Here is a 24,722-nt window from a genome sequence, read left to right as displayed (position 1 = left end):
TCGAGTATCTCTTTAAAATTCTCAGAAAAAGCCAATAAAATGTTAGAATTAAAAAATATTTCCAAATCCTACGGAGCTCAATTGATTCTAAACAACATCAACCTACAAGTTCAAGACAATCAATTAGTCTCAATTTTAGGCCCTTCTGGTTCGGGAAAAAGTACCTTGTTGCAAATTATTGGACTCCTCCTTACCCCTGATTCGGGTAGCATAGAATTAAATGGGCAACTATATAGTAGCCTAAAAGAAAAAGAATTGGCCCAATTTAGAAATAAGCAATTAGGCTTTGTATTTCAATTTCATAATCTTCTAGGAGAATTCACTTGTGCTGAAAATGTGAAAATGCCTTTGTTTATTCGAGAAACAAAATTGACCGATGAGCAAGAAAACTATTATGAAGAAATCATAAAGCACTTAGGAATTACTCACCTAATGAATAAGTATCCAAGTCAATTATCGGGTGGAGAACAACAACGAGTTGCAGTTGCACGAGCATTAATCAACAAACCGTCTGTGCTATTAGCTGATGAGCCTACAGGAAATCTTGACAACAAAAATGCAGAATCTCTATATGATATGTTTTTGAAATTAAAAGAAACCTATGGTCAGCAAATCATCATGGTGACACATAATGAGACATTAACAAAACAATCTGATCAGGTTATCTATTTAAATTCCGGGGTCATTCAATAGTTTTCTCTGACATAATGTCATAAATTGCAGGTCAATTTAGTTTATCGTCTATGCAAGCGTTAAAGGTTTTATCAACAGAGGAAAAAGAAGCATTGGATTCTCCACGAATTTCATCTGATTACATACAATCAGATTTTTTGGGGAAAGTATATATTGAAAGTTACGGATGTCAAATGAATTTCGCAGATTCAGAGGTCGTAACATCAATTCTAATTGACAAAGGATACGGAACAACATCCAATATATCGGAAGCGGATACGATTTTACTCAATACTTGTGCCATTCGGGACAATGCTGAAAACAAAATAAGACATCGATTACAAGCATTTAAAGCCATCAAGGCAAAAAAGCCCGATGTAACAATTGGGATTTTAGGTTGCATGGCAGAGCGCTTGAAAACTAAATTAATTGAAGAAGAAAAGTTAGTGGATTTAGTTGCAGGACCTGACTCCTACCGGGATTTACCTAACTTATTAGACCAAATCGAAAATGGTCAAAAAGCAATCAATGTCTTTCTCTCCAAAGAAGAAACTTATGGAGATATTGAACCCGTTCGTTTACACACCAATGGCGTAGGAGCATTTGTCAGCATCATGCGTGGTTGCGACAACATGTGTTCTTTTTGTGTTGTACCCTTTACACGAGGCCGTGAGCGTTCTAGAGATTTAACCTCAATATTACAAGAGTGCACAAATTTGTTCAATCAAGGTTATCGAGAAATCAATTTATTAGGTCAAAATGTGGATTCCTACCATTGGAAAAACCCAGATACTAATGAATCCGTAAATTTTGCAAACCTTCTGGAACATACCGCTCAAATCCATCCAGATCTGAGAATACGCTTTTCTACTTCTCATCCCAAAGATATTACAGATGAAGTGCTTTACACGATGGCTAAATATGACAACATCTGTAAAAACATTCATTTACCTGCCCAAAGTGGGAATAATCGAATCCTTGAGCTCATGAATCGCACTTATACGCGGGAATGGTATTTGGATAGAATCAAATCGATTAGAACTATCTTAGGTGAAGATTGCGGAATTTCCCATGATATTATCGCGGGATTTTGCTCAGAGACTGAAGAAGAACATCAAGATACACTTTCCTTATTGGAAGTAGTAAAATATGATTTTGGCTATATGTTTACATATTCTGAGCGGCCTGGGACTCCTGCGGCAAAAAAATATGCCGACGATATTCCGGATGAAGTTAAATCAAGACGCTTAAGTGAAATCATCGACTTACAAAGGAAGCATTCAGGTTACCGAAATGAACGATTAATTGGCCGAATCGAAAAAATACTTGTAGAGGGGAACTCAAAGAAATCGGATCAGCATCACTTTGGGAAAACGGATTCAAACAAAGTGGTCGTATTTCCTAAAGGATCTGAGAAAATAGGTGAATATGTGCATGTCAAAATACTTTCATGCACAACAGGAACTTTAATTGGAGAACTTGTAAATGCTTAATAATATGGAAACAAGTCATTTAACAGCCTTAAAAGCTAGATTTGGGATCATAGGAAATTCTCCTTCCCTATTACATGCCATTTCTATAGCTGAACAGGTTGCACCTACAGATATGACGGTATTGATTACTGGAGAAAGTGGTTCTGGAAAAGAATCCTTCTCTAAAATTATCCATAGTTTATCCAAGCGGAAGCACGGCCAATTTATTGCAGTAAACTGTGGCGCAATTCCAGAGGGAACCATTGATTCTGAATTATTTGGTCATGAAAAAGGATCATTTACCGGAGCTATTGAAGCACGAAAAGGATATTTTGAAGTAACAGATGGTGGTACCATCTTCTTGGATGAAATTGCCGAAATGCCTCTAGGTACGCAGGCTCGTTTATTGCGCGTTTTAGAAAATGGCGAGTTCTATCGAGTTGGTTCTTCAAAAGTACAAAAAACGAATACCCGCGTTGTGGCGGCAACCAACCTTAATTTACAAGATGCAATAAGTAAAGGTAAATTTAGAGAAGATTTATACTACCGTTTATGTACTGTACCCATCTATGTTCCACCCCTTCGCGAACGAGGACAAGATATTGAATTGTTGTTCAGAAAATTCACAACGGACTTTTCGGAACTTCACCGAGTAAAACCAATTACATTAACGAATGAGGCAAAATTATTGCTTCAAAAGCAACATTTTCCTGGTAACATTCGTCAATTGAAAAACCTCGCTGAGCAGATATCTGTGTTGGAAATGGGAGACAGGATCGTTGACGATGAAAAATTGCAAGAGTACTTGACATTCAATGAACCTAAGCTCAAATCAAGTGTGGTTAAAACGGATTTTTTCCAAAGTCCTGAAGGGATGAATGAACGGGAAATCTTGTATAAAATCTTATTTGATTTAAAAAGAGACGTAACTGAATTAAAAAAGATATTATTAAAGGTCATCGAATCAGGAAACAGTGCAGGATATGATATCTTACACGAAAATCCAACCCTGTTTGCCGACTTAAGACCGAATGAAGATTTACATAAAGGTTTAGCATTACCCGTTCAACGTGCAGAAGAAACGCATGAACAAATGGAATATGTCAATGAGGAACCGATCGATTTAAATTATGAAGAGGTAATCAGTCCAAGTCAAGATGTCACACTTTCCCTCGAAAAACAGGAAAAAGAAATCATCATTCGTGCACTTAAGAAAAACAAAAACAAACGGAAACACGCCGCGAAAGACTTAGGGATTTCTGAACGAACGTTGTACCGAAAAATCAAGCAATATGATTTGGAAGATTTGGCATAATTTCATCCTTGTTGCAGCCATTTTAGGTCTACAAGGTTGCTACAGCTTTAAGGGAGCTAGTTTATCGGCTGATTTGAAAACTATTCAAATCAACAATATTCGTATGGAAACTGCAGGGGGACCCACAAACTTAGGTTTGACCGTTAATGAAAAATTGAAGGAGTATTTCCAACGAAATACTACCTTAAAATTAACCAACCAAAACCCTGATTTGTTAGTAGAAGGTACGATAGTTGGATATGAATTAACTCCACAAGCACCCACAACAGATGACAAAGCAGGTTTAAATCGTTTAACCTTGCGGGTTAATTTTATTGTAACGAATCGACTTGATGAAGAAAAAAACTTTGAACAAGAATTTTCTTTTTATCAAGATTTCCCTCAAAATCAGACATTAACACAAGTTGAGAAATCACTTCTTCCAAAATTAACGGATCAAATCATTCTTGACTTATTCAATAAAATAGCTGGTGATTGGTAATGAAAATCAATAAATCTCAACAATTGTGGTACTTATTAAATCGTTTCGACCGGGAGGAATCAGAAACATCGAGTAGCCTATTGAAAGATCTTGACCAATTCCCATTCTTTTATTTATTAAACTGGAATTTCGATCAAGGAAAACAAGTATTAAGAAAAACAGCATTACAATCTCCTATTCGGTCACAATTCTATCAGGCACATGTAGACGCTCCTACAGTTTCTAGACAAACGCTTATTGAAGTCAATAATCAACAAGATATTATTGATGAGTTTTTACAAAATATGCCCAGTTTAACGAAACAAAAAAAACAAGGCTCTCTTGATGAATTGGAAATAGAAGTAGATTTATCAGCTACAAACTGGTCACCACCTATCTCAGAAACATTTGCGATCATTTTGGTCAGACAAGAGAAATATCAACAGGCAATTGAGATATATGAACAATTAATCTTGGCAAAACCTGAAAAAAGGCTTTACTTTGCAACTCGAATTTCAGAATTAAAACAAAATATAAACGAATAAATATGTTTACGCTATTAATCTCTCTTATTGTTCTATTCTCAGTACTATTGATTATCCTTATTTTGGTTCAAAATCCAAAAGGCGGTGGAATTAGTGGAGAATTCGGAACATCAGGCGCAACTCAGATGTTTGGAGTACAAAAAACAGGTGATTTAGTTGAGCAATTAACTTGGGGCTTTTCTATTGCCATTTTAGTGTTAGTCTTAGTTACTAACTTCGCAATTTCGAATGGAACTGCGGATGCGTCACAATCAGTTAACGTAGAAAAGGCTGCAACGAAAACAGTTCCTGCGGCACCTGCTCCATTAGCTCCTGCACCAGCAACAAAATAATTAACTGACATTTTTTCAGTTTTGAATGCGTGGCATACATATTGAGTATGTAGTCACGCATTTCTATTTTAAATGGAAATTAAAAATTTACAAATCTTAAATTTATTATAACATGTCAAAATTAACGATCAAACCCTTAGCAGATCGCGTTATCGTAGAGCCTGCTGCTGCGGAAGAGAAAACAGCTTTTGGAATCATTATTCCAGACACAGCAAAAGAAAAACCACAAAAAGGAATCATCGTAGCTGTAGGAAATGGCAAGAAAGATGAGCCTATCACCGTTAAGGTCGGAGATGAAGTATTGTATGGTAAATATTCTGGAACTGAAATTACAATTGAAGGAAAGGATTATTTAATCATGCGTGAGTCTGACATTTTTGCAGTATTGTAATTTATTTAAACCTAAAATCAATTAATATATCATGGCAAAGGAATTATATTTCGATAGCGAAGCGCGCGAAAAGATGAAAAGAGGGGTCGATACCCTTGCAAATGCTGTTAAAGTAACGTTAGGCCCCAAAGGTCGTAATGTAATTATTGATAAAAAATTCGGTTCACCTTCTATTACAAAAGATGGTGTTTCTGTTGCAAAAGAAATTGAATTAGAGGACGCTGTTGAAAACATGGGTGCTCAATTAGTTAAAGAAGTTGCCTCTAAAACAGCTGATCAAGCGGGTGATGGTACAACAACTGCTACTGTACTAACGCAAGCCATCTATACGATTGGTTCTAAGAACGTGGCTGCTGGCGCAAACCCAATGGATCTTAAAAAAGGTATCGAAAAAGCTGTTGAAGCGATCGTTGCTAATTTAAAAGGTCAATCTCGTCCTATTACAACCTCCAATGAAATTGCACAAGTAGCGACAATCTCTGCTAATAATGATTTTGAAATTGGTACGATGATTTCATCTGCCATGGATAAAGTGGGTCGTGAGGGTGTAATCACTGTTGAAGAAGCTCGTGGTACTGAAACTGAAGTAAAAACAGTAGAGGGTATGCAATTTGACCGTGGATATTTATCTCCCTATTTTGTGACAAACACAGAAAAGATGGAGGTTGAATTAGAAAAGCCATTCATTTTAATTTCAGAGAAGAAAGTATCTTCTATGAAAGAATTATTGCCAGTATTGGAAGGTGTAGCACAAACTGGCCGTCCATTATTAATTATTTCTGAAGATGTTGACGGTGAAGCTTTAGCGACATTAGTTGTTAACAAAATTCGTGGTGCGCTGAAAGTAGCTGCTGTAAAAGCTCCAGGTTTTGGAGATCGTCGTAAGGCTATGTTGGAAGACATCGCAATTTTAACTGGCGGAACTGTTATTTCTGAAGAGCGTGGTTTCAAATTAGAAAATGCTACGATTGAATACTTAGGTCAAGCAGAAAAAATCATCATCGACAAGGACAACACCACTGTTGTAAACGGTGCGGGTTCAGCAGATGATATCACAAACCGTGTGAATCAAATTAAAGCTCAAATCGAGAATACAACTTCGGATTACGATCGCGAGAAATTGCAAGAGCGTTTGGCTAAATTATCAGGTGGTGTTGCAATTCTTTACATTGGTGCTGCAACGGAAGTTGAAATGAAAGAAAAGAAAGACCGTGTTGACGATGCATTACACGCAACGCGTGCTGCAGTAGAAGAAGGAATCATCGCAGGTGGTGGTGTTGCTTTAATTCGTGCGATTAGTTCTTTAGATGGCCTTAAAGGTGAAAATGAAGATCAAACAACAGGAATTAACATCATTCGTCAAGCAGTTGAGGCGCCTTTACGCACAATCGTTGCCAATGCTGGCGGCGAAGGTTCAGTAGTTATCAATGCCGTTAAAGGTGGAAAAGATGACTTCGGTTACAATGCACGTGAAGATAAATATGAAAATATGATCGCAGCGGGTATTATTGACCCTACTAAGGTTACTCGTTTAGCTTTAGAAAATGCTGCATCGATTGCAGGCTTGTTGTTAACAACAGAATGTGTTATCGCAGACAAACCAGCTAATGAAGCCCCTCATGCACATGCACCAGGTGGTGGCATGGGTGGCATGATGTAATCCAAATTAGAATATCTTCTAAAAACTCCCCATCTTTGGGGAGTTTTTTATTTATATAGCCTTATGAAAAGAATAGCCATAGATATGGACGACGTGATGGCCGACACCACGTTTAAAATTATACAATATATCAACGAAAGAATTTCGAGCGATTACACATATGAAGGCTTAATGACAGCTAATGACCACGAAAAAAAAGCTTTTTACGAAAGCTATATAGCTAACAACGATTTCCTTTGGGAGCCTGGCTTTTTTGAAGACATTCCCGTAAAACCAGACGCTGTAGAGGTAATTCAAGCCTTACAGGAAAAATATGAGGTATTCATCGTTTCAGCGGCCACCGAATTTCCAAACTCCATGAAGGAAAAATTAAATTGGATGGCCAAACATTTCCCTTTTATCGGTTGGCAACATACTGTTTTTTGTGGTCACAAACACATGATATTAGCTGATTACTTAATTGACGATCACGAAAAGAACTTAAAGACCTTCACGGGTACCCCGCTCCTATTCACTGCGCCTCATAATTTACACATTCAAGATTACGAGCGCGTAAATACATGGTTAGACGTAAAAACGAGATTATTAGGATGAGCCAACTAGTTAAAAATCGCTTTAGTATTGGCATATTATTTTTACTTTGTGGATTAAACTTTGCCACTTGGGCGACTCGTATTCCGGATTTCAAATACCAATTACACTTAACAGATGCTGAATTAGGCACTGTTCTCATGGGACTTCCCTTTGGTTCTCTCGTGTCATTACCTTTGGCTGGATGGTTATTGTCTAAATTTAATTCTAGAATGATTTGTATTGTAGCAGTACTGCTTTATATACTTATCATACTCATCATCGGTTTTAGTATTAATTCATATATGCTTTTCGCCTGTTTATTCTTTTTTGGAATGGCAGGGGATATTTTGAATATAGCGATGAATACGCAGGTGGTGGCATTGGAAGCTAAAATGAATAAAATAATCATGTCCTCCTTCCATGCTATATTTTCCATTGGGCTCATGCTAGGGGCTTTGTTGGGGGGATATTTATCCAGGAAGGGTTATGACTTCCAAACGCATTTCTACCTGATAGCTGGTATAAACTTCCTCTCAATTCCCGTATTTTATCCAAATTTATTAAAAGACGAGACGAAGAAAGAAGATGATGAAAAGCCAAAATCTTCCATATTAAATCTAGGTCGTTATTTAACCATCTTAGCACTAGTAGCTTTTTGCGGTATGCTGTGTGAAGGTGCCATGGCAGATTGGATTACTTTATATTTCAAAGAGGATGTTGATATATCAAACTATGCCACAACCATCGGATTTTCTTCATTTGCATTAGCCATGGTATTAGGCAGATTCACAGGAGATTATATTTCTCAAAACTTTGGGGTACGTAATATTTTAACGCTCAATGGATTATTGATATCTACAGGAATGTTACTTACCTTATTTGTTCCTACAGTTGAAGTGAAAATACTAGGGTGTTTTTTAACTGGATTAGGTATTTCTACGATAGTTCCCCTAATCTATTCACAGGCAGGAAACCAGAAAAATATAGAACCCGCCATTGCCATTGCAGGTGTGTCAACAATTGCATACATCGGTTTTTTAATTGGTCCCGTATTAATTGGATATCTCGCAGATTTTTTAAACTTGCAATACGCATTGGTATTATTGATTTTACTTGGCTTATTAGCAAGCTTTGTTGCTAATAAATTCATTAAATAGGTAGAGAATGTTAATTCATTATAAGAAACCTGAGGGCTTATTAGCGGAATATATCGACCACTTTTGGGAAAAGAAGATGGAAGATCAAGATGATATTCCCTATGAGGTAGAAACGATATTTCCAGAAGACCAGCTAGTAATAACATTTTCGCTGGGGAATCCATATTACCGTGCCGTCCAGAAGCCAGAAGACTTCACTCCTATACATGGCGCAATCATTGAGGCATTACATACGCAAACGACTTATTATAAACATCAAGTAGGGAATCATATATTTGGCATAAAATTTAAACTAGGAGGATTAGCTTGCTTTAGTTCAGAAAGCTTCAAAAATTTCAATAATATAAATGCCCCATTAGAAAATTACTTTGGTTTAGCATCAAATTATTTATTACCTGCATTGCAAAGTTTAGCTACTTTTGAAGAAAGAATCGATTTGTTTATCCAATTTTTAGAGCCATTATTTATTCCTGCTAGAGGAAAGAAATGGTTAAGGTTACAAGAATTCGTAGGGGTACTTGAATCCCAACAAGAAATTAATGCCGCGTTGTATAAAACGATAACGCGTTCGTTTATCGAATTAGCGGGAATCACACCCAAAGAATATTTACAGATTAAACGAATTAATCAATCATTGGCCTATTTTGCCCAAAACAAATCATCAAAAAATCAAGAATTGGCTGAGTTGTTAGGCTTCTACGATACAGCTCATTTTAACCACACATTCAAAAAATTCACAGGTAAAACACCTCAAAGTTTTGTGAATGAAATTGAGCAAATGCAACCCAATGAATTCATCGAAGAATTCAGACAATATATTTCTCCGGAACATTTACTTTATTATTCTTCAAAAAAGCATCAATAATTTCGAATCGTCCAATAATTACAATTCGTTTTCATTAAATATTTACTAATTTGTTTATCAAATTAGCTTTGTATGAATAAACACGTAATATTTTGGTCTATCACTGTAGGTCTAGGCGGAATGCTTTTCGGTATGGACATGACAGTTATTTCAGGCGTAGAAAAAACAATTAAAGAATTATGGCAATTGGATGACTGGACACATGGTTTTGCCATGGCAACGGCGCTTTATGGAACCGTGTTAGGCGCTGCATTTGGCGGAATTCCTGCGGATAAATTTGGTCGGAAGAAAACCTTATTTTGGATTGGTTTAAGTTTCCTAATTTCTTCGATTGGAGCAGCCTTAGCCAACGATGTGAATAGTTTCATGGTATTCCGCTTTTTAGGTGGATTAGGAATTGGAGCATCATCTGTTGTGGCACCGATTTATATTTCAGAAATAGCTCCAGCAAAACATCGCGGAAAATTGGTTATATCCTTTCAATTAAACATTGTATTAGGTATTTTAATCGCCTATGTATCGAATTATTTCATTAGTGGTTTAGGTGAAAATGATTGGCGATGGATGTTAGGAATCGTGGGCTTACCTAGTCTCTTGTTTTCAATTCTCATCTTATTTACGCCAGAAAGCCCTACGTTTTTATTACTTCATCGCAAGGATCAAGATGGAGCTAAAAAGGTCCTAGACCTTGTGGACCCAGATCCTAAGGGAACAATTAATCGCATATTATCAAACCAAGCAAAAATTACGACAACAGAACGAATCTTTACGAGCAAGTATTTTAAACCTTTGTTATTGGCTTTCTTGTTCTCTTTTTTCAATCAGCTATCGGGAATCAATGCGGTATTGTATTACGCTCCACGAATATTTGAAAAGGCACATTTAGATAAATCCAGTGCATTGCTTCAGTCCGCAGGTATTGGTGTGGCAAACCTAATATTCACATTGTTAGGCTGGTATTTAATAGATCGGGTAGGAAGAAAAGTATTAATGTACATAGGAAGTATTGGCTATATTGCTTCGCTTTCCTTGATTGCATATTCATTCTCATCGGATTCCTTTGAATTTGTACCGATGTACATCTTTGCATTTATTGCAGCGCATGCAATTGGTCAAGGGTCCGTAATTTGGGTGTTCATATCCGAGATATTCCCTAATTCAGTCCGCGCAAGTGGCATGGCCTGGGGTTCATTAACCCACTGGATTTTAGCGGCCCTGATAACAAACTTTTTCCCCATCTTTACGAATATATTAGGTGAATCTACCATTTTCACATTCTTTGCCTTGATGATGGTGGCACAATTAGCCTATGTAAGATTTTTAATGCCTGAAACGAAGGGTGCAACTTTGGAAGATATCGAAAGTCATATTGTTATGCACTAATTTCCTAAAACGTATGATTACATTTGATCCAAGTAACAATAAACCTAAATACCAACAACTAATCGATAGCATTGTTGATGCTATTGATAGTGGTAAATTTGACCGGGGGAAACAATTACCTTCTATCAATGTCGTTGCCAGTGAATTTGGTATGGCTAGAATGACTGTTACCAAAGCTTATGATGAATTACGAGAAAGAGGTTTAATTACCTCACATCATGGAAAAGGTTTTTATGTAGCTTCAACTGACACACGAAGTGCGTTGAATGTATTTATTTTGATGGATGCTTTAACTCCTTACAAGGAGATATTGCTAGAGAATATACTAGAAAATCTTGGAGAAGGCGTATCACATACCTTATTTTTTCATTATCATGACATTCAATTATTTGAAAACTTGATCAATGATAATGTTGGGAAATACAATCATTATATCATCCTCCCTCATTTTAATAAAAGTGTATCAGGAATTCTTTCAAAAATTCCGAAAGACAAATTATTGATCTTAGATATTGATGTGAAGGAATTCGGTCCTGACGCTGCCATCTTGTTTCAAGATTTTGAATCCAATATTTACCAAGGCTTGACAGAATGCTTGACGAAGTTAAAAAAATATGATTCCCTGAATCTAGTTTTAAGTAGCAAAAGCTTTCAATATACCCCCAATGGTATAATTAATGGATTTACTCGTTTTTGCACGGATCATTCCATAAGCCATGACATAATTCCCGATTTAGAGGAAGATGTCGATATTGTTGAAAAACAAGCATATATCGTTTTTCGGGAATTTGATTTAATTAAAATGATCAATTGGTGTACGAAAAGGAACTGGAAATTTGGGACTGATATCGGAGTCATTTCCTATGACGATACTCCATTAAAAGAAATTATCTCAGAAGGGATTTCCGTTATTTCAAATGATTTTGCACTCATGGGCAAACGTGCTGCGCAAATGATCTTAGAAAAGTCAAAGGGGCGTTACCCCAATGACTATTACTTTATCGACCGAAATTCTTTATAACTGTAGATTAACATTAATCCACTCGCCATCGAATTGTGCATTATACTTTTTGTAAAATTCAATGGCGGGTGTATTCCAATCCAATACTTGCCACATCATACCTGTGCATTTAGTCAATTTGGCTTCTTCAATACACGCCTCAATTAATTTTTGACCAATACCTTTACCTCGAAATTCATCTTTAACGTAGAGATCTTCTAAGTAAAAGCGCTTTCCTTTCCAAGTAGAGAAACGAAAATACCATAGTGCAAATCCAGCTAATTGACCTCCATCGTAAGCCAAAAAGGAAAAGAATATCGGATTGTCACCAAACCCATTCTCAATATAGTCTTTAGCCGTCGCGGTAACTTCATCCGGTGCTTTCTCAAAAAGTGCCAAGGAATTCACAAGCTCTAATATGCTTGGAATATCCTCTTGCTTGGCTCTACGTAATTCAATCATTTTAATCGTTGGTGAATTTTCTAAGTTTCGTTAATAAGTTATCAAAATCTTCAGGAAATTGACTTTCAAATTGCATCCATTTATGTGTTGTAGGATGTTCAAATCCAAGAGAATAGGCGTGCAAAGCTTGTCGGGGACACACCTTAAACATATTATCAACAAATTGTTTAAAGTTCGTGCGTGTACTCATGAAACGAATCTTATCTCCCCCATAGGATGAATCTGAAACCAATGGATGACCCATTGATTGTGCATGAGCCCGAATTTGGTGCGTCCGACCTGTTTCTAAATTAAATTTCACAAAAGAGCAGAATCCAAAAGATTCAATAACTTCATAATGCGTAATGGCTAATTTACCCTCCTCACTATCTTCTGGAAGCATGAACATAATCTTTCGATCTTTGGGATGTCGCGTTATATTACCACGCAAGGTACCTTTTGATTCTTTCGGAACTCCCCAAAGTATGGCATAATATGTACGTTCGATTGTATGATCGAAAAATTGCTTTGCCAAATAAGTCATGGCAAATTCAGATTTTGCAATGACCAATAAACCCGAAGTATCTTTATCGATTCGATGCACTAAACCTGGTCTGATATTATTATTTCCAGGTAAATTTTGGCAATAATATAATAATCCATTAACCAAAGTACCGGTCCAATTACCATGTGCAGGGTGAACAACCATCCCGGGTTCTTTATTGATAATCATTAAATCATCATCCTCAAAAACAATGTTTATAGGGATATTTTCCGGGATTACTTCATTATCTCGTGGCGGTGTGGAGAACGAAACTGAAATTTCATCAAACGGCTTAACCTTGTAATTCGATTTTATCAGCTGTTTATTTACTTTGACAGCTCCTGCTTCTATACCTGTTTGAATTTTAGACCGACTGGAATTCGCAATTTTAAGTAATAAATATTTATCTATTCTTAACAATTGTTGACCTTTGTCAACAACAAAGTTATAATGCTCAAATAAATCATCTTCTGATTCAATTGGGTCTATTTCTGGATCTATGGACATCTTACAATTTGAAAAACAATTCTTACGTTTACCATCGGCAATCGATGAAATCCATGATGAACTCTTTGATCAAAAAGGAATACGTGTTTTTGTCAAACGAGATGATTTGATTCATCCCATCATCAGCGGGAATAAGTGGCGCAAATTACGGGAATATATTCAAATAGCGCAATTAAAAGGGTATAAGCATCTGATTAGTTTTGGTGGCGCCTATTCAAATCATTTGTATGCGCTTGCTTTTGCAGCAAAAGAAATGGGCATAGCATCAACAGGGATCATAAGAGGTGATGAATTAACTAGTCAGAGCAATGTATATTTAAGCCAAATGGAAGCTTGGGGAATGAGCCTGAAATTTATTTCTAGAGCGAATTACCAACAAAAATTAATTCCTAAGGAAATTGATACCACCAATTCCATGGTGATTGCCGAAGGTGGTTATGGGAAAATGGCAATAAAGGGTGTCTCGTACATTAAAAAAGAGATTAATCAAGGTAATTTTGAACATATAATATGTCCAATTGGCACAGGAACAACTTATCTTGGGCTTTGTGAATCAACTAATACTATTGAGGTTCATGGCATACTTACCTTAAACAATTTAAAAGAAATTGAATCAAACGCTATCGAATTGAGAATTCCAACCCAACAGATATATGATGCCTATGTTTTTGGTAAATATGCGAGGCAGCCCGAAGAATTAGTCAATTTTTGCCATTTGTTTGAACAAAAACATCAAATAAAAATAGAGCCCATTTACACCGGAAGGATGTTTTATGGACTCTATGATTTAATACAAAAGGATAAATTCAAGCCTGGCAGCAACCTATTAGCGCTGCATACAGGTGGGATTAAATCTTAACCCACAGATCCTTCTAGGGATATTGCTAATAATTTTTGGGCTTCAACGGCAAACTCCATAGGAAGTTGATTCAATACCTCTTTCGCATACCCATTAACAATTAATGCTACGGCAGTTTCAGAAGACAAACCACGTTGGTTACAATAAAAAATTTGATCCTCCCCTATTTTTGAAGTAGTTGCCTCGTGTTCCACAGAAGAAGAACTGTTCTTTACTTCTAAATACGGGAAGGTATGAGCACCACACTTATCACCTAATAACAAAGAGTCACATTGCGAAAAATTCTTAGATTTATCTGCTTTGCGTGCTACTTGAACTAAGCCACGGTAAGAGTTTTGAGAAAAACCAGCCGAAATACCTTTGGAAACAATTCGAGATTTAGAATGTTTACCTAAGTGAATCATTTTGGTTCCCGTATCGGCTTGTTGGTAATTATTCGTAACAGCCACCGAATAAAACTCTCCAATCGAATAATCACCTTTTAATACAACTGAAGGATATTTCCAAGTTACCGCTGAACCCGTTTCGACCTGCGTCCAAGATAATTTAGAATGAGCACCATCACAAATCCCACGTTTCGTTACGAAATTAAAGATACCACCTTTCCCTTCTTTATCACCTGGATACCAGTTTTGAACCGTGCTATATTTAACCTCAGCTCCTTTGTGCACAAATATCTCTACTACCGCAGCATGCAATTGGTTTTCATCACGCTGAGGTGCTGTACATCCTTCTAAATAACTCACGTAAGAATCTTCATCGGCTATAATTAATGTTCGCTCGAATTGGCCCGTACCTGCCGCGTTTATACGGAAGTAAGTAGAAAGTTCCATGGGACAACGAACACCTTTGGGAATGTAACAGAAAGAACCATCCGAGAAAACAGCTGCATTCAATGCGGAAAAGAAATTGTCTTTCACAGGAACAACGCTACCCAAATATTTCTTTACTAATTCTGGGTGCTCTTTAATAGCCTCGGAGATGGAACAAAAAATAATCCCCTTTTCTGCCAAGGTTTCTTTATATGTTGTAGCTACTGAAACCGAGTCAATAACCGCATCAACTGCTACTGCTACGCCAGAAATACGTTTTTGTTCGTCGAGTGAAATCCCTAATTTTTCAAAAGTACGACGCAATTCAGGATCAATTTCATCCAATGAATTAATCGTTTTCTTTGGCTTAGGGGCTGAATAATATTTTAATGCTTGGTAATCTGCTGGCGTATAAGTTAAATTAGCCCACTCAGGTTCTTTTAACGTCTTCCAATGATTAAAAGCAGCTAAACGCCATTCAAACATCCATTCAGGCTCATTCTTTTTATCTGATATGAAACGTATAATGGATTCGTCCAAACCCATAGGGGCTTCATCCGTCTCAAAATTTGACTCAAATCCATATTTATAATCTGAATTTGTTACCTCCAATAAAATATCATCTGGGTGCTCTGCCATCTCTTTTAATAATTTGAATTACAAAATTACGAATCAAATTATAAAATAGAAGCATTTATTAAGAACGAATCTAAATAAATTAAAATAATGGTGTATTTCGAATTAAACTTTCTTCCAAAGAGATAAAAGTTTCTGTCCGTTGTATTCCCGTAACGCGTTGAATTTTATCGTGAAGAACTTCACGTAGGTGCTGCGTATCCCGACAAATTATTTTGGCAAATATGCTGTAAATACCCGTCGTGTAATGAATGTTAACTACTTCCGGTATTGCTTCTAATTGCTTGGCTACATCCTCATACAAGGAACTTTTATCTAAATAAATTCCTAAGAAAGCTGTAATATCCCAGCCAATTTTTGAGTAATCAATCAATAATTGGGCCCCTTTAACAATTCCTAAGGATTCCATTTTTTTCATGCGAACATGCACTGTTCCACCCGACACATCTAAACGTTGACCTATTTCAGTATAGGGTAAATTGGCGTCCTCAACGAGTATTTCTAAGATTTTATAATCTAAAGGATCTAAATCTGATTTCTTGTCCATTCGAAATTTTCAATAATTAGGTCAAATTTTTAAAAAATATCCAACAAATTGATATTTTTCTTTAAATATTTTGAAATATATAAAAACATCTTTTATATTTGTCTCAAGATAATTACAAAGGTAGTTATTTTTTCACTGTAGGGTGATGAAATTGGCAGACGTGCCCTCCTGTCTCGGGGGTGGTGAGTTCAGGATAAACACGGCATAATGGGTTGACCACTAAATCAGTTCTGTGTCGCGGCTAACTGCACCTTGGAGGTTCGAATCCTTCTCCTACAGCATTTTAATTATTTGGTTTTTAGTTTGTTGATGAAGTGTAATGTTAAAAGCAATCTTATTTTAGGATTGCTTTTTTTATTTGAAAATAGTCTATAAATTTAGTAGAATTTGTATTAACCTAAACCCCTATTATTATGTCATTACATCTAGGCGATATCGCACCGGATTTTAGTGCTGAAACAACACAAGGTCCAATCAATTTCCATGAATGGATAAATAATTCATGGGTTATGTTATTTAGCCACCCTGCAGATTTCACTCCTGTTTGCACAACAGAACTTGGAAAAACGGCTTTGTTAGCGGGCGATTTTGCAAAACGTGGCGTAAAAGCAATAGCTATTTCCGTAGACGATTTAGATTCTCACAATCAATGGGTACCCGATATAGAAGAGGTAAATAATGTAAAAGTAAACTTCCCTATCATTGCTGATCCTGAGAAAAAAATAGCATTGTTATATGACATGATCCACCCTAATGCTTCAGAAAAAGCAACTGTTCGTTCTGTTTTCATTATTGGACCCGATAAGAAAATTAAACTTACGCTAACTTATCCAGCGTCAACTGGTCGTAATTTCACCGAATTATTACGTGTCATTGATTCATTACAATTAACGGCTAACTATCAAGTTGCAACGCCTGCAGATTGGAAAAATGGCGAGGATGTCATTATAACACCTGCTGTATCAAACGAGGATGCGGTAACTAAATTCCCGAAAGGTTTTACAACCATTAAACCTTATTTACGCAAAACACCTCAACCTAATTTATAAGGGTTGAAATTCATTTAAAGGGGTATAGGTCTAACTTATGCCCCTTTTTTAATACCTGATAAAATCGTATTTTTGAAAATTAATAAGCCAAAAGTATAACACATGACCTTATCCAACATTGATTTTTCTAAAACGCAGGCCTTCCAATTATTAGTTGAAGATCGCAAGCGTTTATCTTCCATTCACTTAAAAAGTTTATTCGAAAAAGATGCTAGTCGGCAGGAAAAATTCAGTCTACTTGAACAAGATATCTTACTAGATTATTCAAAAAATATCATCGATGAAGCTTCGTTTGCAAATCTATTAAAGCTTGCGGAAGAATGTGGATTAGTGGAAGCTATCAAGGCTCAATTTTCTGGACAAAAGATCAATCAAAATGAGAATCGTGCTGTTTTGCATACAGCTTTACGTGCAAAAGCGTCTAAATCAATCATCGTAGACGGTGCTGATATTATTCCTGGCATTCAAGCTGTAAAAGCTCACATGAAAGATTTTTCTAACCAAGTCATATCGGGTGCTTGGAAAGGTTATACTGGGAAGGCGATTACAGATGTAGTAAACATTGGTATTGGTGGATCTGACTTGGGTCCTGTCATGGTTACAGAAGCATTAAAGCCTTACAAGAATCATTTAAACATCCACTTTGTCAGCAACGTAGATGGAACACATATCGCTGAAACACTAAAAAAGGTTAATCCAGAAACAACCTTATTCTTAATTGCATCTAAAACATTCACGACGCAAGAGACCATGGCGAATGCATTTTCGGCACGTAATTGGTTTTTAGCTAGCGCCAAAGATGAAGCGGCCGTTTCAAAACACTTTGTCGCTTTATCAACAAATGCAAAAGCTGTTGGCGAATTTGGCATTGATGTCGCTAACATGTTTGAATTTTGGGACTGGGTTGGAGGTCGTTACTCGTTATGGTCGGCAATCGGATTATCCATCTCTTTATCTATAGGCTTTGATAATTTCGAATTATTGCTTGCCGGCGCCAACGAAATGGATGAGCATTTTGCATCAGCATCATTTGATAAAAACATGCCCGTTATTTTAGCCTTACTAGGTATTTGGTATGTAAATTTCTTTGACGCAGCAACACATGCCATTTTACCTTATGATCAATATATGCATCGATTTGCGGCGTATTTCCAACAGGGAGATATGGAATCGAATGGTAAATCCGTAGATCGCAATGGAAACCGAGTTACTTACGCAACAGGGCCTGTGATCTGGGGAGAGCCTGGGACGAATGGCCAACATGCATTTTATCAATTAATCCACCAAGGAACTCAATTGATTCCTGCAGATTTTATTGCACCTGCAATTACACATAATAAAATCGGCAATCACCATACCTTATTAATGTCAAATTTCTTTGCACAAACGGAAGCATTGATGAATGGTAAGACAAAGGAGGTTGTGGAAGCTGAATTAGTCAAAGCGGGAATGCCTGAAGCTGAAATAGCTCGATTAAGCCCATTCAAAGTATTTGAAGGCAATAAGCCTACGAACTCGATCCTTGTTAAGGAAATTAATCCCAAGACATTAGGGGCATTAATTGCCATGTATGAGCACAAAATTTTTGTTCAAGGAGTGATTTGGAATGTATTCTCTTACGATCAGTGGGGAGTAGAATTAGGTAAACAACTAGCTAATTCCATCCTACCTGAATTAGAACATAATGAAAAAATCCATTCGCATGATAGTTCTACGAATGGATTAATTAATCAATTTAAAGCTTGGCGCTAATTAAATAGTAGCCATGTATTCAATTAATTGCGAGATGGAGAGCACACGTTGTTCTCCATTTTTCATATCTTTTACTGACACTGTTTGGTCTTTTATCTCCTGTTCACCAATAACACCTACAAAAGGAATGCCTTTCTTATCGGCAAATTCAAATGACTTCTTAATTTTGACAATATCGGGGTAAACTTCGCTTGGGATATTCGCTTTACGCAATTGGTTCGATATATTAATGGCTAATGCTTGACCTGCTTCATCGAAATAAGTAAATAATATTTGACTTGCACTGATCTGAATATCTGGAAACAAATCTAATTCGCGCATAACATCGATGATTCTTTCAATTCCAAAAGATATCCCTACACCACTCATATTAGGTAATCCAAACGCAGCAGTTAGGTTATCATAACGTCCACCGCCAACAATAGAACCAAAGGGCACATCAATAGATTTACCTTCGTAGATTAGCCCCGTGTAATAGCTTAAACCACGAGCTAATTTAAAATCAAAGATTAAATTAGCATTATCGTATCCATTTAAATCGGATAAACGTAAGACCGATTCTATCTCTGAAAGACCTTCATTTCCTAAAGCATTGTCGGCAAAGAATACCTTCAACAATTCTATCTTATCTAAATTAGTTCCTTCAAAATTGAAGAGTTTTTGAAGTGCCTCAATTTGATTCGTTTGAAAACCATTTGAACCTAATTCTAAGGCAACAGCATCCCAACCAATTTTATCTAATTTATCGATTGCTACAGCAAAGGCTACAAAAAGGTCTGTTGCACCAAGCTTATCCACAATTCCAGCTAAAATTTTTCGCGAATTGATAATTAGATTCGTTCTTAAATTCAAGGATTTGAAAATCGCTTGAAACAGGGCAATTAATTCAGCTTCGTTAACTAATGAATCTGAACCGATAATGTCTGCATCACATTGATAAAATTCACGATATCTACCCTTTTGCGGTCGGTCTGCACGCCAAACGGGTTGGATTTGTGAGCGTCTAAAAGGGAAAGCGATATCATTGCGATTCATAGCTACAAATCGCGCAAAAGGAACCGTTAAATCATAACGTAAGCCCTTTTCAGAAATTTGAGGAAGCAAAGCTTTGGAACCTAATGTCATCGGATCACCATTAACTTTACTTAAATAATCACCAGAATTGATAATTTTAAATAGTAATTGATCGCCCTCCTCACCATATTTTCCAGTCAAAACAGAAAGATTTTCCATCGCTGGAGTTTCAATTGATTGAAAGCCAAATGCCTCAAAATGTCTTTTAATGGTTGAGAACACATAGCTACGAATAGCCATTTCTTTGGGACCAAAATCTCTCGTGCCTCGAGCGTTAGTAGGCTTTTGTATTACTTTCATGAAACAAATTTAATTATTCGAGGGATATTATTTGATATATAACCAATAATTCCTATTTTTGCAGACCAAAATTATTATCGACATGGCCGTAACTAGACTAAAAAGAAAAGACAGAAGAAATAAAGCAGTAGCTAACAATAAAGTTGAAGCTATCAAAATCTTAAAACAAAGACCTATTATTAAATTAGTAGACATTGAGGCTATCAAAGCTTCATTTGCTAAATAATAAATATTTCTTGAAATTAGAACCGGTATTTGATACCGGTTTTTTTTTGTTCAAAATTCAATACAAAACACTATGAAACAATCCATACTAGCCGCTATGCTTTTCGGCTTGAGCATTAGCTTCGCATCTCAAGCGCAAGATCACCGACACGTAGTAACAAATCCAACCAAACCTGATGCCACTGAGTTTTGGGATCCAGAAGTACGTGTTGTAACACCGGGAGCTATTCCTTCGGATGCAATCGTGCTATTTGATGGTAAGAATTTAGATAAATGGGAATCCATTAAAGATGGTGGTCCAGCGCAATGGAAAGTTGAAGATGGCAAAATGACTGTCGTACGCGGAGCAGGTCATATTTCTACAAAACAAAAATTCACAAATTATCAGTTGCATATTGAATGGCAGTCCCCTATCGAGCCAGAAACCCTAAAAAGTCAAGGGAAAGGGAATAGTGGTGTTTTCATGCAAGGAATGTATGAGGTACAGGTACTAAACTCATACAAGAATCGTACGTATCGCAACGGCCAAGCTGGAAGTATCTACAAACAAACTGCTCCATTGGTTAATGCAACTTCACCGATGGGCGAATGGAATGTTTATGATATCATTTATACAGCACCTGTATTTACGGTAAATGGCGGAATTGAAACACCTGCATACGTTACTGTTATACATAATGGAGTTGTTGTTCAGAATCACACTAAGATTCAAGGAACAACGGAATACATTGGCCAACCGCTAAATCCGGTACATGGCGCTGGTCCAATCAGTTTACAAGACCATGGTAACGCTGTAAGTTTCCGCAACATTTGGTTGCGCGAAATGTAATCCAATTAAAATTTTCATTAGGAAGGTTTTTTATCTGAAGAACCTTCCTTTTTTTTGTTCTATGAAACATATTATCAGCTGGGTACTTCGTCACATTCCAAGAAAAATTATCCAATTATTTGCTCATCGATTATTAAAATTTTACAGCCTATTTTTAAAAGGCTCTAAGGTTTATTGCCCTGTATGCGATCATTCTTTTTCGAAATTTTTACCTTACGGGCGTTTGCAGCCGAGGGAAAATGCACTTTGTCCTTCCTGTTTAAGTTTAGAAAGACATCGATTAATGCATATGTTTCTTAAAAATGAAACCAATTTCTACACATCAAAACCGCGCGTTCTGCATGTAGCACCAGAATATTGCTTCATTGAAAGGTTCGAAAACTATTTGGGAGACAATTATATAACTGCTGATATCGAATCCCCTTTGGCGAAAGTGAAAATGGATTTACATGATATTCCATTTCCAGATAATTCTTTCGATGTGGTATTTTGTAACCATGTTTTGGAGCACGTAAAAGATGATGTACGTTGTATGCAAGAAATTCGTCGAGTATTAAAACCTGAAGGATTTGCTTTGTGCCAAAGTCCGCAGCGTTATGATCTCGAAACAACCTATGAGGATGCTAGTATTACAGATCCAAAAGAACGAGAGATTCATTTCTTACAAGATGATCATCTAAGAATATATGGTCGGGATTTTGGTAAACAACTAGAGAATTCCGGTTTTACGGTAATTCCTGTTAATATGATTGAAAAACTAGGAACCAGCGAAAGTATTAGAATGGCATTGCCGTTAGAAGAAATCATTTATCAGTGTAAAAAATAAGATGCGCTATCAACCTTTTCCTTCGGAACTATTTATCAAGAACCGCAATAAGTTAATTGCTGAATTACCGCCTAAATCCATGGTGTTAATTAGTTCAAATGACATCATGCCAACCAATGCTGATGGAACTATGGGATTTAAGCAACAAACTGATTTATTCTATTTGTCGGGACTAGACCAAGAAGAAACACTCCTATTAATCTACCCTGATGCACCCGAGGCGCATTTGAGAGAAATTGCATTTGTGCGAGAGACCTCTGAATTAATTGCCATTTGGGAAGGTCATAAATACACCAAAGAAGAAGCAACGGCTATTAGTGGAATTAAGAACATTCAGTGGACAAGCAATTTCGAGGCAATTTTAAAAACCTTGATCTATTCAGCTGATACGGTTTACATGATCGACAATGAACATATGCGCAATAGTTCGTTAGTTGAAACACAAAACGCTCGACTTGTTCAAGAAATTAAAGATAAATATCCGCTTCATCGTATTGGCCGACTAGCCCCTATTCTGAATACCTTACGTATGAAGAAAGAGCCTGCAGAATTAGCAGCATTGCAAAAAGCCATTGATATTACAGAAAGTGGATTTAGACGTGTTTTAGGGTTTACAAAACCAGGTGTTTGGGAAAACGAGATCGAAGCAGAGTTCATTCATGAATTCATTAAATCTCGTAGTGGTGGTTTTGCCTATACACCAATCATCGCTTCAGGCGCTAATGCTTGCGTATTGCATTACATCGAGAACGAGCGGGTTTGTCAAGATGGGGACTTACTTTTATTAGACGTAGGCGCTTGTTATGGCAATTATAATGCTGATATGACTCGAACTATTCCAGTTAATGGAAAATTTAGTCCACGCCAAAAAGAAGTCTACAAGGCTGTTCAAGCTGTATTAAACTATGCAACTGATTTAATGCGTCCAGGTATTTACTGGGTAGATTATCAAAAATCAGTTGAAAAGTTCATGGAAGAGCAATTAATCGGCTTAGGATTATTCACAAGACAAGATGTTGATAATCAAGACCATAGCCAGCCTTTGTTCAAAAAATACTTTATGCATGGGGTTGCGCATCATTTAGGATTAGATGTTCATGATGTGTGGGATAAGTACAAGCCATTTGAAGCAGGCATGGTATTGACTTGTGAACCAGGAATATACATTCGAGAAGAAGGCATTGGGATTCGACTAGAGAATAATTTATTGATTACCGATGGACCTGCCATTAATTTAATGGCGAATATACCTATCGATATCGAGGAGATTGAATCGTTAATGTCATAGGCATGATTCAGGGAGAGCTTTCCATATTTATCAGTTTGATTATCATGTTGGCAGGTATTTTCTACCTGTCAAAATTAAAATCGCAAATCGTCAAACTCGTATTTAGTGTCATACCTCCTTTATTATTTTGCTATTTTCTACCTTCTTTATTAGTCGAACAAGGAATCATTGTAATAGGAAACACAGATCTAAATGGAACCTTAGCTAAAACGCTATTACCTTTTTGTATCTTTTATTTTACCTTAGGACTTCCATTAGCTAAACTAAAAGCCATCGGTCGGAAACCGATTATCTTATTCCTCGTTGGAGCATTGGGTGTCATCATTGGTGGACCTATTTCCTTAATGATTAGTCACTACTTTTTCCCTACTGAATTTAATGCTGAATCATTTAAAGGCTTAGCGACGATTGCTGGGTCGTGGATAGGTGGAACTGCAAATCAAATGGCATTAAATGCAATATTTCTGCCTAATGCGGATGAATTAGCCAAAGCAGTAACCGTTGACGTATTTTTCGGGGAAACGTGGTTGGCCATCTTATTGTTTATGATTCCCTTGCAACACAAGATAAATCAATACTTAAAAGCGTCATTTAATCATCAAGATATTTCAGTTGATTGGGAGGAAGATTTATCCGTCAAGAAATTTACGTTCAATAATCTCATTTATATTTTGGGTTTAGGATTTTTCATAACGGTATTAAGCAATTATGCTGGTAAGTATTTGAGTGAATTAATTGCCATAACATTTCTTAATCAAAGTTTTTGGACATTCTTTATCTGCACTGTTTTGGGAATTGGATTAGGATTAAGTCCTATGAAACGCCTGTACGAAGCAGGAGGAGATGTTATTGCAACGCTATTTCTCTATTTTATCATTGCATCCATCGGATTAAAAATATCATTAAGTCATTTATTTTCAACTCCTCTCCTACTATTTACCGGATTTATATGGATAAGCATTCATGGCTTAGTTATATTTGTAGTTGGAAAATGGATTAAAGCCCCATACCACTACATGGCCATTGCATCGCAGGCTAATGTAGGCGGGATTGCTTCTACATCCGTAATCGCAACGGCGTTTAGTCCCATTTTAGCTCCATTGGGCGTCATATTGGCATTATTAGGTTATGCCATAGGTACCTATGGAGGATATTTATCGGCAATACTCATGCAATGGGTTAGTCAAACATATTAGTAGTAAAAAACA

Annotated in this window: 26 protein-coding genes; 21 read left to right on the top strand and 5 right to left on the bottom strand. The window is 36.6% G+C overall.

Annotated elements, in window-relative coordinates; translation table 11 throughout:
- Positions 1-39 precede the first annotated feature (39 nt).
- From V7S75_RS07115 to V7S75_RS07055, 13 genes are all read left to right on the top strand, one after another.
- On the top strand, positions 40-693 hold the full coding sequence (locus V7S75_RS07115; RefSeq protein WP_459512612.1) for an ABC transporter ATP-binding protein: 654 nt from the start codon (positions 40-42) through the stop codon (positions 691-693).
- A gap of 50 nt (positions 694-743) precedes the next feature.
- Entirely contained in the window at positions 744-2,165 is a 1,422-nt protein-coding gene (gene miaB / locus V7S75_RS07110) for a tRNA (N6-isopentenyl adenosine(37)-C2)-methylthiotransferase MiaB (RefSeq protein ID WP_459512610.1), read from the top strand.
- Positions 2,166-2,169: 4 nt separating this feature from the next.
- Positions 2,170-3,459: a sigma 54-interacting transcriptional regulator gene (locus V7S75_RS07105; protein WP_459512608.1), complete on the top strand. Its 1,290-nt coding sequence runs from the start codon at positions 2,170-2,172 to the stop codon at positions 3,457-3,459.
- Positions 3,437-3,940, top strand: a complete 504-nt coding sequence (locus V7S75_RS07100; protein ID WP_459512606.1) for an LptE family protein — start codon at positions 3,437-3,439, stop codon at positions 3,938-3,940. Before V7S75_RS07105 ends, V7S75_RS07100 begins: the two co-directional genes overlap by 23 nt.
- The gene (locus V7S75_RS07095; RefSeq protein ID WP_459512604.1) at positions 3,940-4,464 is read left to right on the top strand and encodes a hypothetical protein; all 525 of its coding nucleotides are present in this window, start codon (positions 3,940-3,942) and stop codon (positions 4,462-4,464) included. The genes V7S75_RS07100 and V7S75_RS07095 overlap by 1 nt, the downstream gene beginning before the upstream one ends.
- 2 nt (positions 4,465-4,466) lie before the next feature.
- The gene (gene secG, locus V7S75_RS07090) at positions 4,467-4,796 is read left to right on the top strand and encodes a preprotein translocase subunit SecG (protein ID WP_459512602.1); all 330 of its coding nucleotides are present in this window, start codon (positions 4,467-4,469) and stop codon (positions 4,794-4,796) included.
- Positions 4,797-4,908: 112 nt separating this feature from the next.
- Positions 4,909-5,187: a co-chaperone GroES gene (locus V7S75_RS07085; protein ID WP_315575528.1), complete on the top strand. Its 279-nt coding sequence runs from the start codon at positions 4,909-4,911 to the stop codon at positions 5,185-5,187.
- 31 nt (positions 5,188-5,218) lie between these two features.
- Positions 5,219-6,847: a chaperonin GroEL gene (gene groL, locus V7S75_RS07080; RefSeq protein ID WP_459512600.1), complete on the top strand. Its 1,629-nt coding sequence runs from the start codon at positions 5,219-5,221 to the stop codon at positions 6,845-6,847.
- Between the two features lie 63 nt (positions 6,848-6,910).
- The gene (locus V7S75_RS07075) at positions 6,911-7,441 is read left to right on the top strand and encodes a 5' nucleotidase, NT5C type (protein ID WP_459512598.1); all 531 of its coding nucleotides are present in this window, start codon (positions 6,911-6,913) and stop codon (positions 7,439-7,441) included.
- Positions 7,438-8,577 carry an MFS transporter gene (locus V7S75_RS07070; RefSeq protein ID WP_459512597.1) on the top strand — a complete coding sequence of 380 codons (1,140 nt, stop codon included), beginning with the start codon at positions 7,438-7,440 and terminating at the stop codon, positions 8,575-8,577. Before V7S75_RS07075 ends, V7S75_RS07070 begins: the two co-directional genes overlap by 4 nt.
- 7 nt (positions 8,578-8,584) lie before the next feature.
- Complete coding sequence (locus tag V7S75_RS07065) at positions 8,585-9,442, top strand: helix-turn-helix domain-containing protein (protein ID WP_459512595.1); 858 nt, start codon at positions 8,585-8,587, stop codon at positions 9,440-9,442.
- A 72-nt stretch (positions 9,443-9,514) separates the two neighbouring features.
- Complete coding sequence (locus V7S75_RS07060) at positions 9,515-10,825, top strand: sugar porter family MFS transporter (RefSeq protein ID WP_459512593.1); 1,311 nt, start codon at positions 9,515-9,517, stop codon at positions 10,823-10,825.
- Positions 10,826-10,838: 13 nt separating this feature from the next.
- Complete coding sequence (locus V7S75_RS07055) at positions 10,839-11,846, top strand: GntR family transcriptional regulator (protein WP_459512591.1); 1,008 nt, start codon at positions 10,839-10,841, stop codon at positions 11,844-11,846.
- Here V7S75_RS07055 and V7S75_RS07050 read toward each other — a convergent pair.
- Positions 11,841-12,287 carry an N-acetyltransferase family protein gene (locus V7S75_RS07050; RefSeq protein ID WP_459512589.1) on the bottom strand — a complete coding sequence of 149 codons (447 nt, stop codon included), beginning with the start codon at positions 12,285-12,287 and terminating at the stop codon, positions 11,841-11,843. The two genes, V7S75_RS07055 and V7S75_RS07050, sit on opposite strands and share 6 nt — an antisense overlap.
- Position 12,288: 1 nt before the next feature.
- Positions 12,289-13,317: an RluA family pseudouridine synthase gene (locus tag V7S75_RS07045; protein ID WP_459512587.1), complete on the bottom strand. Its 1,029-nt coding sequence runs from the start codon at positions 13,315-13,317 to the stop codon at positions 12,289-12,291.
- Here V7S75_RS07045 and V7S75_RS07040 point away from each other — a divergent pair.
- The gene (locus tag V7S75_RS07040; protein ID WP_459512585.1) at positions 13,310-14,176 is read left to right on the top strand and encodes a 1-aminocyclopropane-1-carboxylate deaminase/D-cysteine desulfhydrase; all 867 of its coding nucleotides are present in this window, start codon (positions 13,310-13,312) and stop codon (positions 14,174-14,176) included. The genes V7S75_RS07045 and V7S75_RS07040 overlap by 8 nt on opposite strands.
- Here the strand turns inward: V7S75_RS07040 and sufB are convergent.
- Positions 14,173-15,627, bottom strand: a complete 1,455-nt coding sequence (gene sufB, locus V7S75_RS07035) for a Fe-S cluster assembly protein SufB (RefSeq protein WP_459512583.1) — start codon at positions 15,625-15,627, stop codon at positions 14,173-14,175. The genes V7S75_RS07040 and sufB overlap by 4 nt on opposite strands.
- 79 nt (positions 15,628-15,706) lie before the next feature.
- The gene (locus tag V7S75_RS07030) at positions 15,707-16,171 is read right to left on the bottom strand and encodes an Lrp/AsnC ligand binding domain-containing protein (RefSeq protein WP_459512581.1); all 465 of its coding nucleotides are present in this window, start codon (positions 16,169-16,171) and stop codon (positions 15,707-15,709) included.
- A gap of 413 nt (positions 16,172-16,584) precedes the next feature.
- Here V7S75_RS07030 and V7S75_RS07025 point away from each other — a divergent pair, with 413 nt between their 5' ends.
- On the top strand, positions 16,585-17,220 hold the full coding sequence (locus tag V7S75_RS07025) for a peroxiredoxin (RefSeq protein WP_459512579.1): 636 nt from the start codon (positions 16,585-16,587) through the stop codon (positions 17,218-17,220).
- 102 nt (positions 17,221-17,322) lie between these two features.
- A complete protein-coding gene (pgi, locus tag V7S75_RS07020; protein ID WP_459512577.1) occupies positions 17,323-18,972 on the top strand; it encodes a glucose-6-phosphate isomerase in 1,650 nt (549 codons plus the stop codon).
- On the opposite strand, the gene hisS is transcribed toward pgi, so the two are convergent.
- Entirely contained in the window at positions 18,973-20,346 is a 1,374-nt protein-coding gene (hisS, locus tag V7S75_RS07015; RefSeq protein ID WP_459512575.1) for a histidine--tRNA ligase, read from the bottom strand.
- Positions 20,347-20,428: 82 nt separating this feature from the next.
- Between hisS and V7S75_RS07010 the strand changes: the two genes are divergently transcribed.
- From V7S75_RS07010 to V7S75_RS06990, 5 genes are all read left to right on the top strand, one after another.
- Complete coding sequence (locus V7S75_RS07010) at positions 20,429-20,572, top strand: hypothetical protein (RefSeq protein ID WP_377976088.1); 144 nt, start codon at positions 20,429-20,431, stop codon at positions 20,570-20,572.
- Between the two features lie 72 nt (positions 20,573-20,644).
- Positions 20,645-21,400, top strand: coding sequence for a 3-keto-disaccharide hydrolase (locus tag V7S75_RS07005; protein WP_459512573.1), 756 nt, complete (start codon positions 20,645-20,647; stop codon positions 21,398-21,400).
- 61 nt (positions 21,401-21,461) lie between these two features.
- The gene (locus tag V7S75_RS07000) at positions 21,462-22,226 is read left to right on the top strand and encodes a class I SAM-dependent methyltransferase (protein WP_459512571.1); all 765 of its coding nucleotides are present in this window, start codon (positions 21,462-21,464) and stop codon (positions 22,224-22,226) included.
- A 1-nt stretch (position 22,227) separates the two neighbouring features.
- Complete coding sequence (locus V7S75_RS06995) at positions 22,228-23,514, top strand: aminopeptidase P family protein (protein WP_459512569.1); 1,287 nt, start codon at positions 22,228-22,230, stop codon at positions 23,512-23,514.
- 2 nt (positions 23,515-23,516) lie between these two features.
- A complete protein-coding gene (locus tag V7S75_RS06990) occupies positions 23,517-24,710 on the top strand; it encodes a DUF819 family protein (RefSeq protein WP_459512567.1) in 1,194 nt (397 codons plus the stop codon).
- The last annotated feature ends 12 nt before the right edge of the window (positions 24,711-24,722 follow it).

The sequence above is a fragment of the Aquirufa sp. TARAVU-A1A genome (assembly GCF_054558675.1).
The sequence above is the reverse complement of the archived record's forward strand: the minus strand, read 5'-3'. Positions and strand labels throughout refer to the sequence as shown.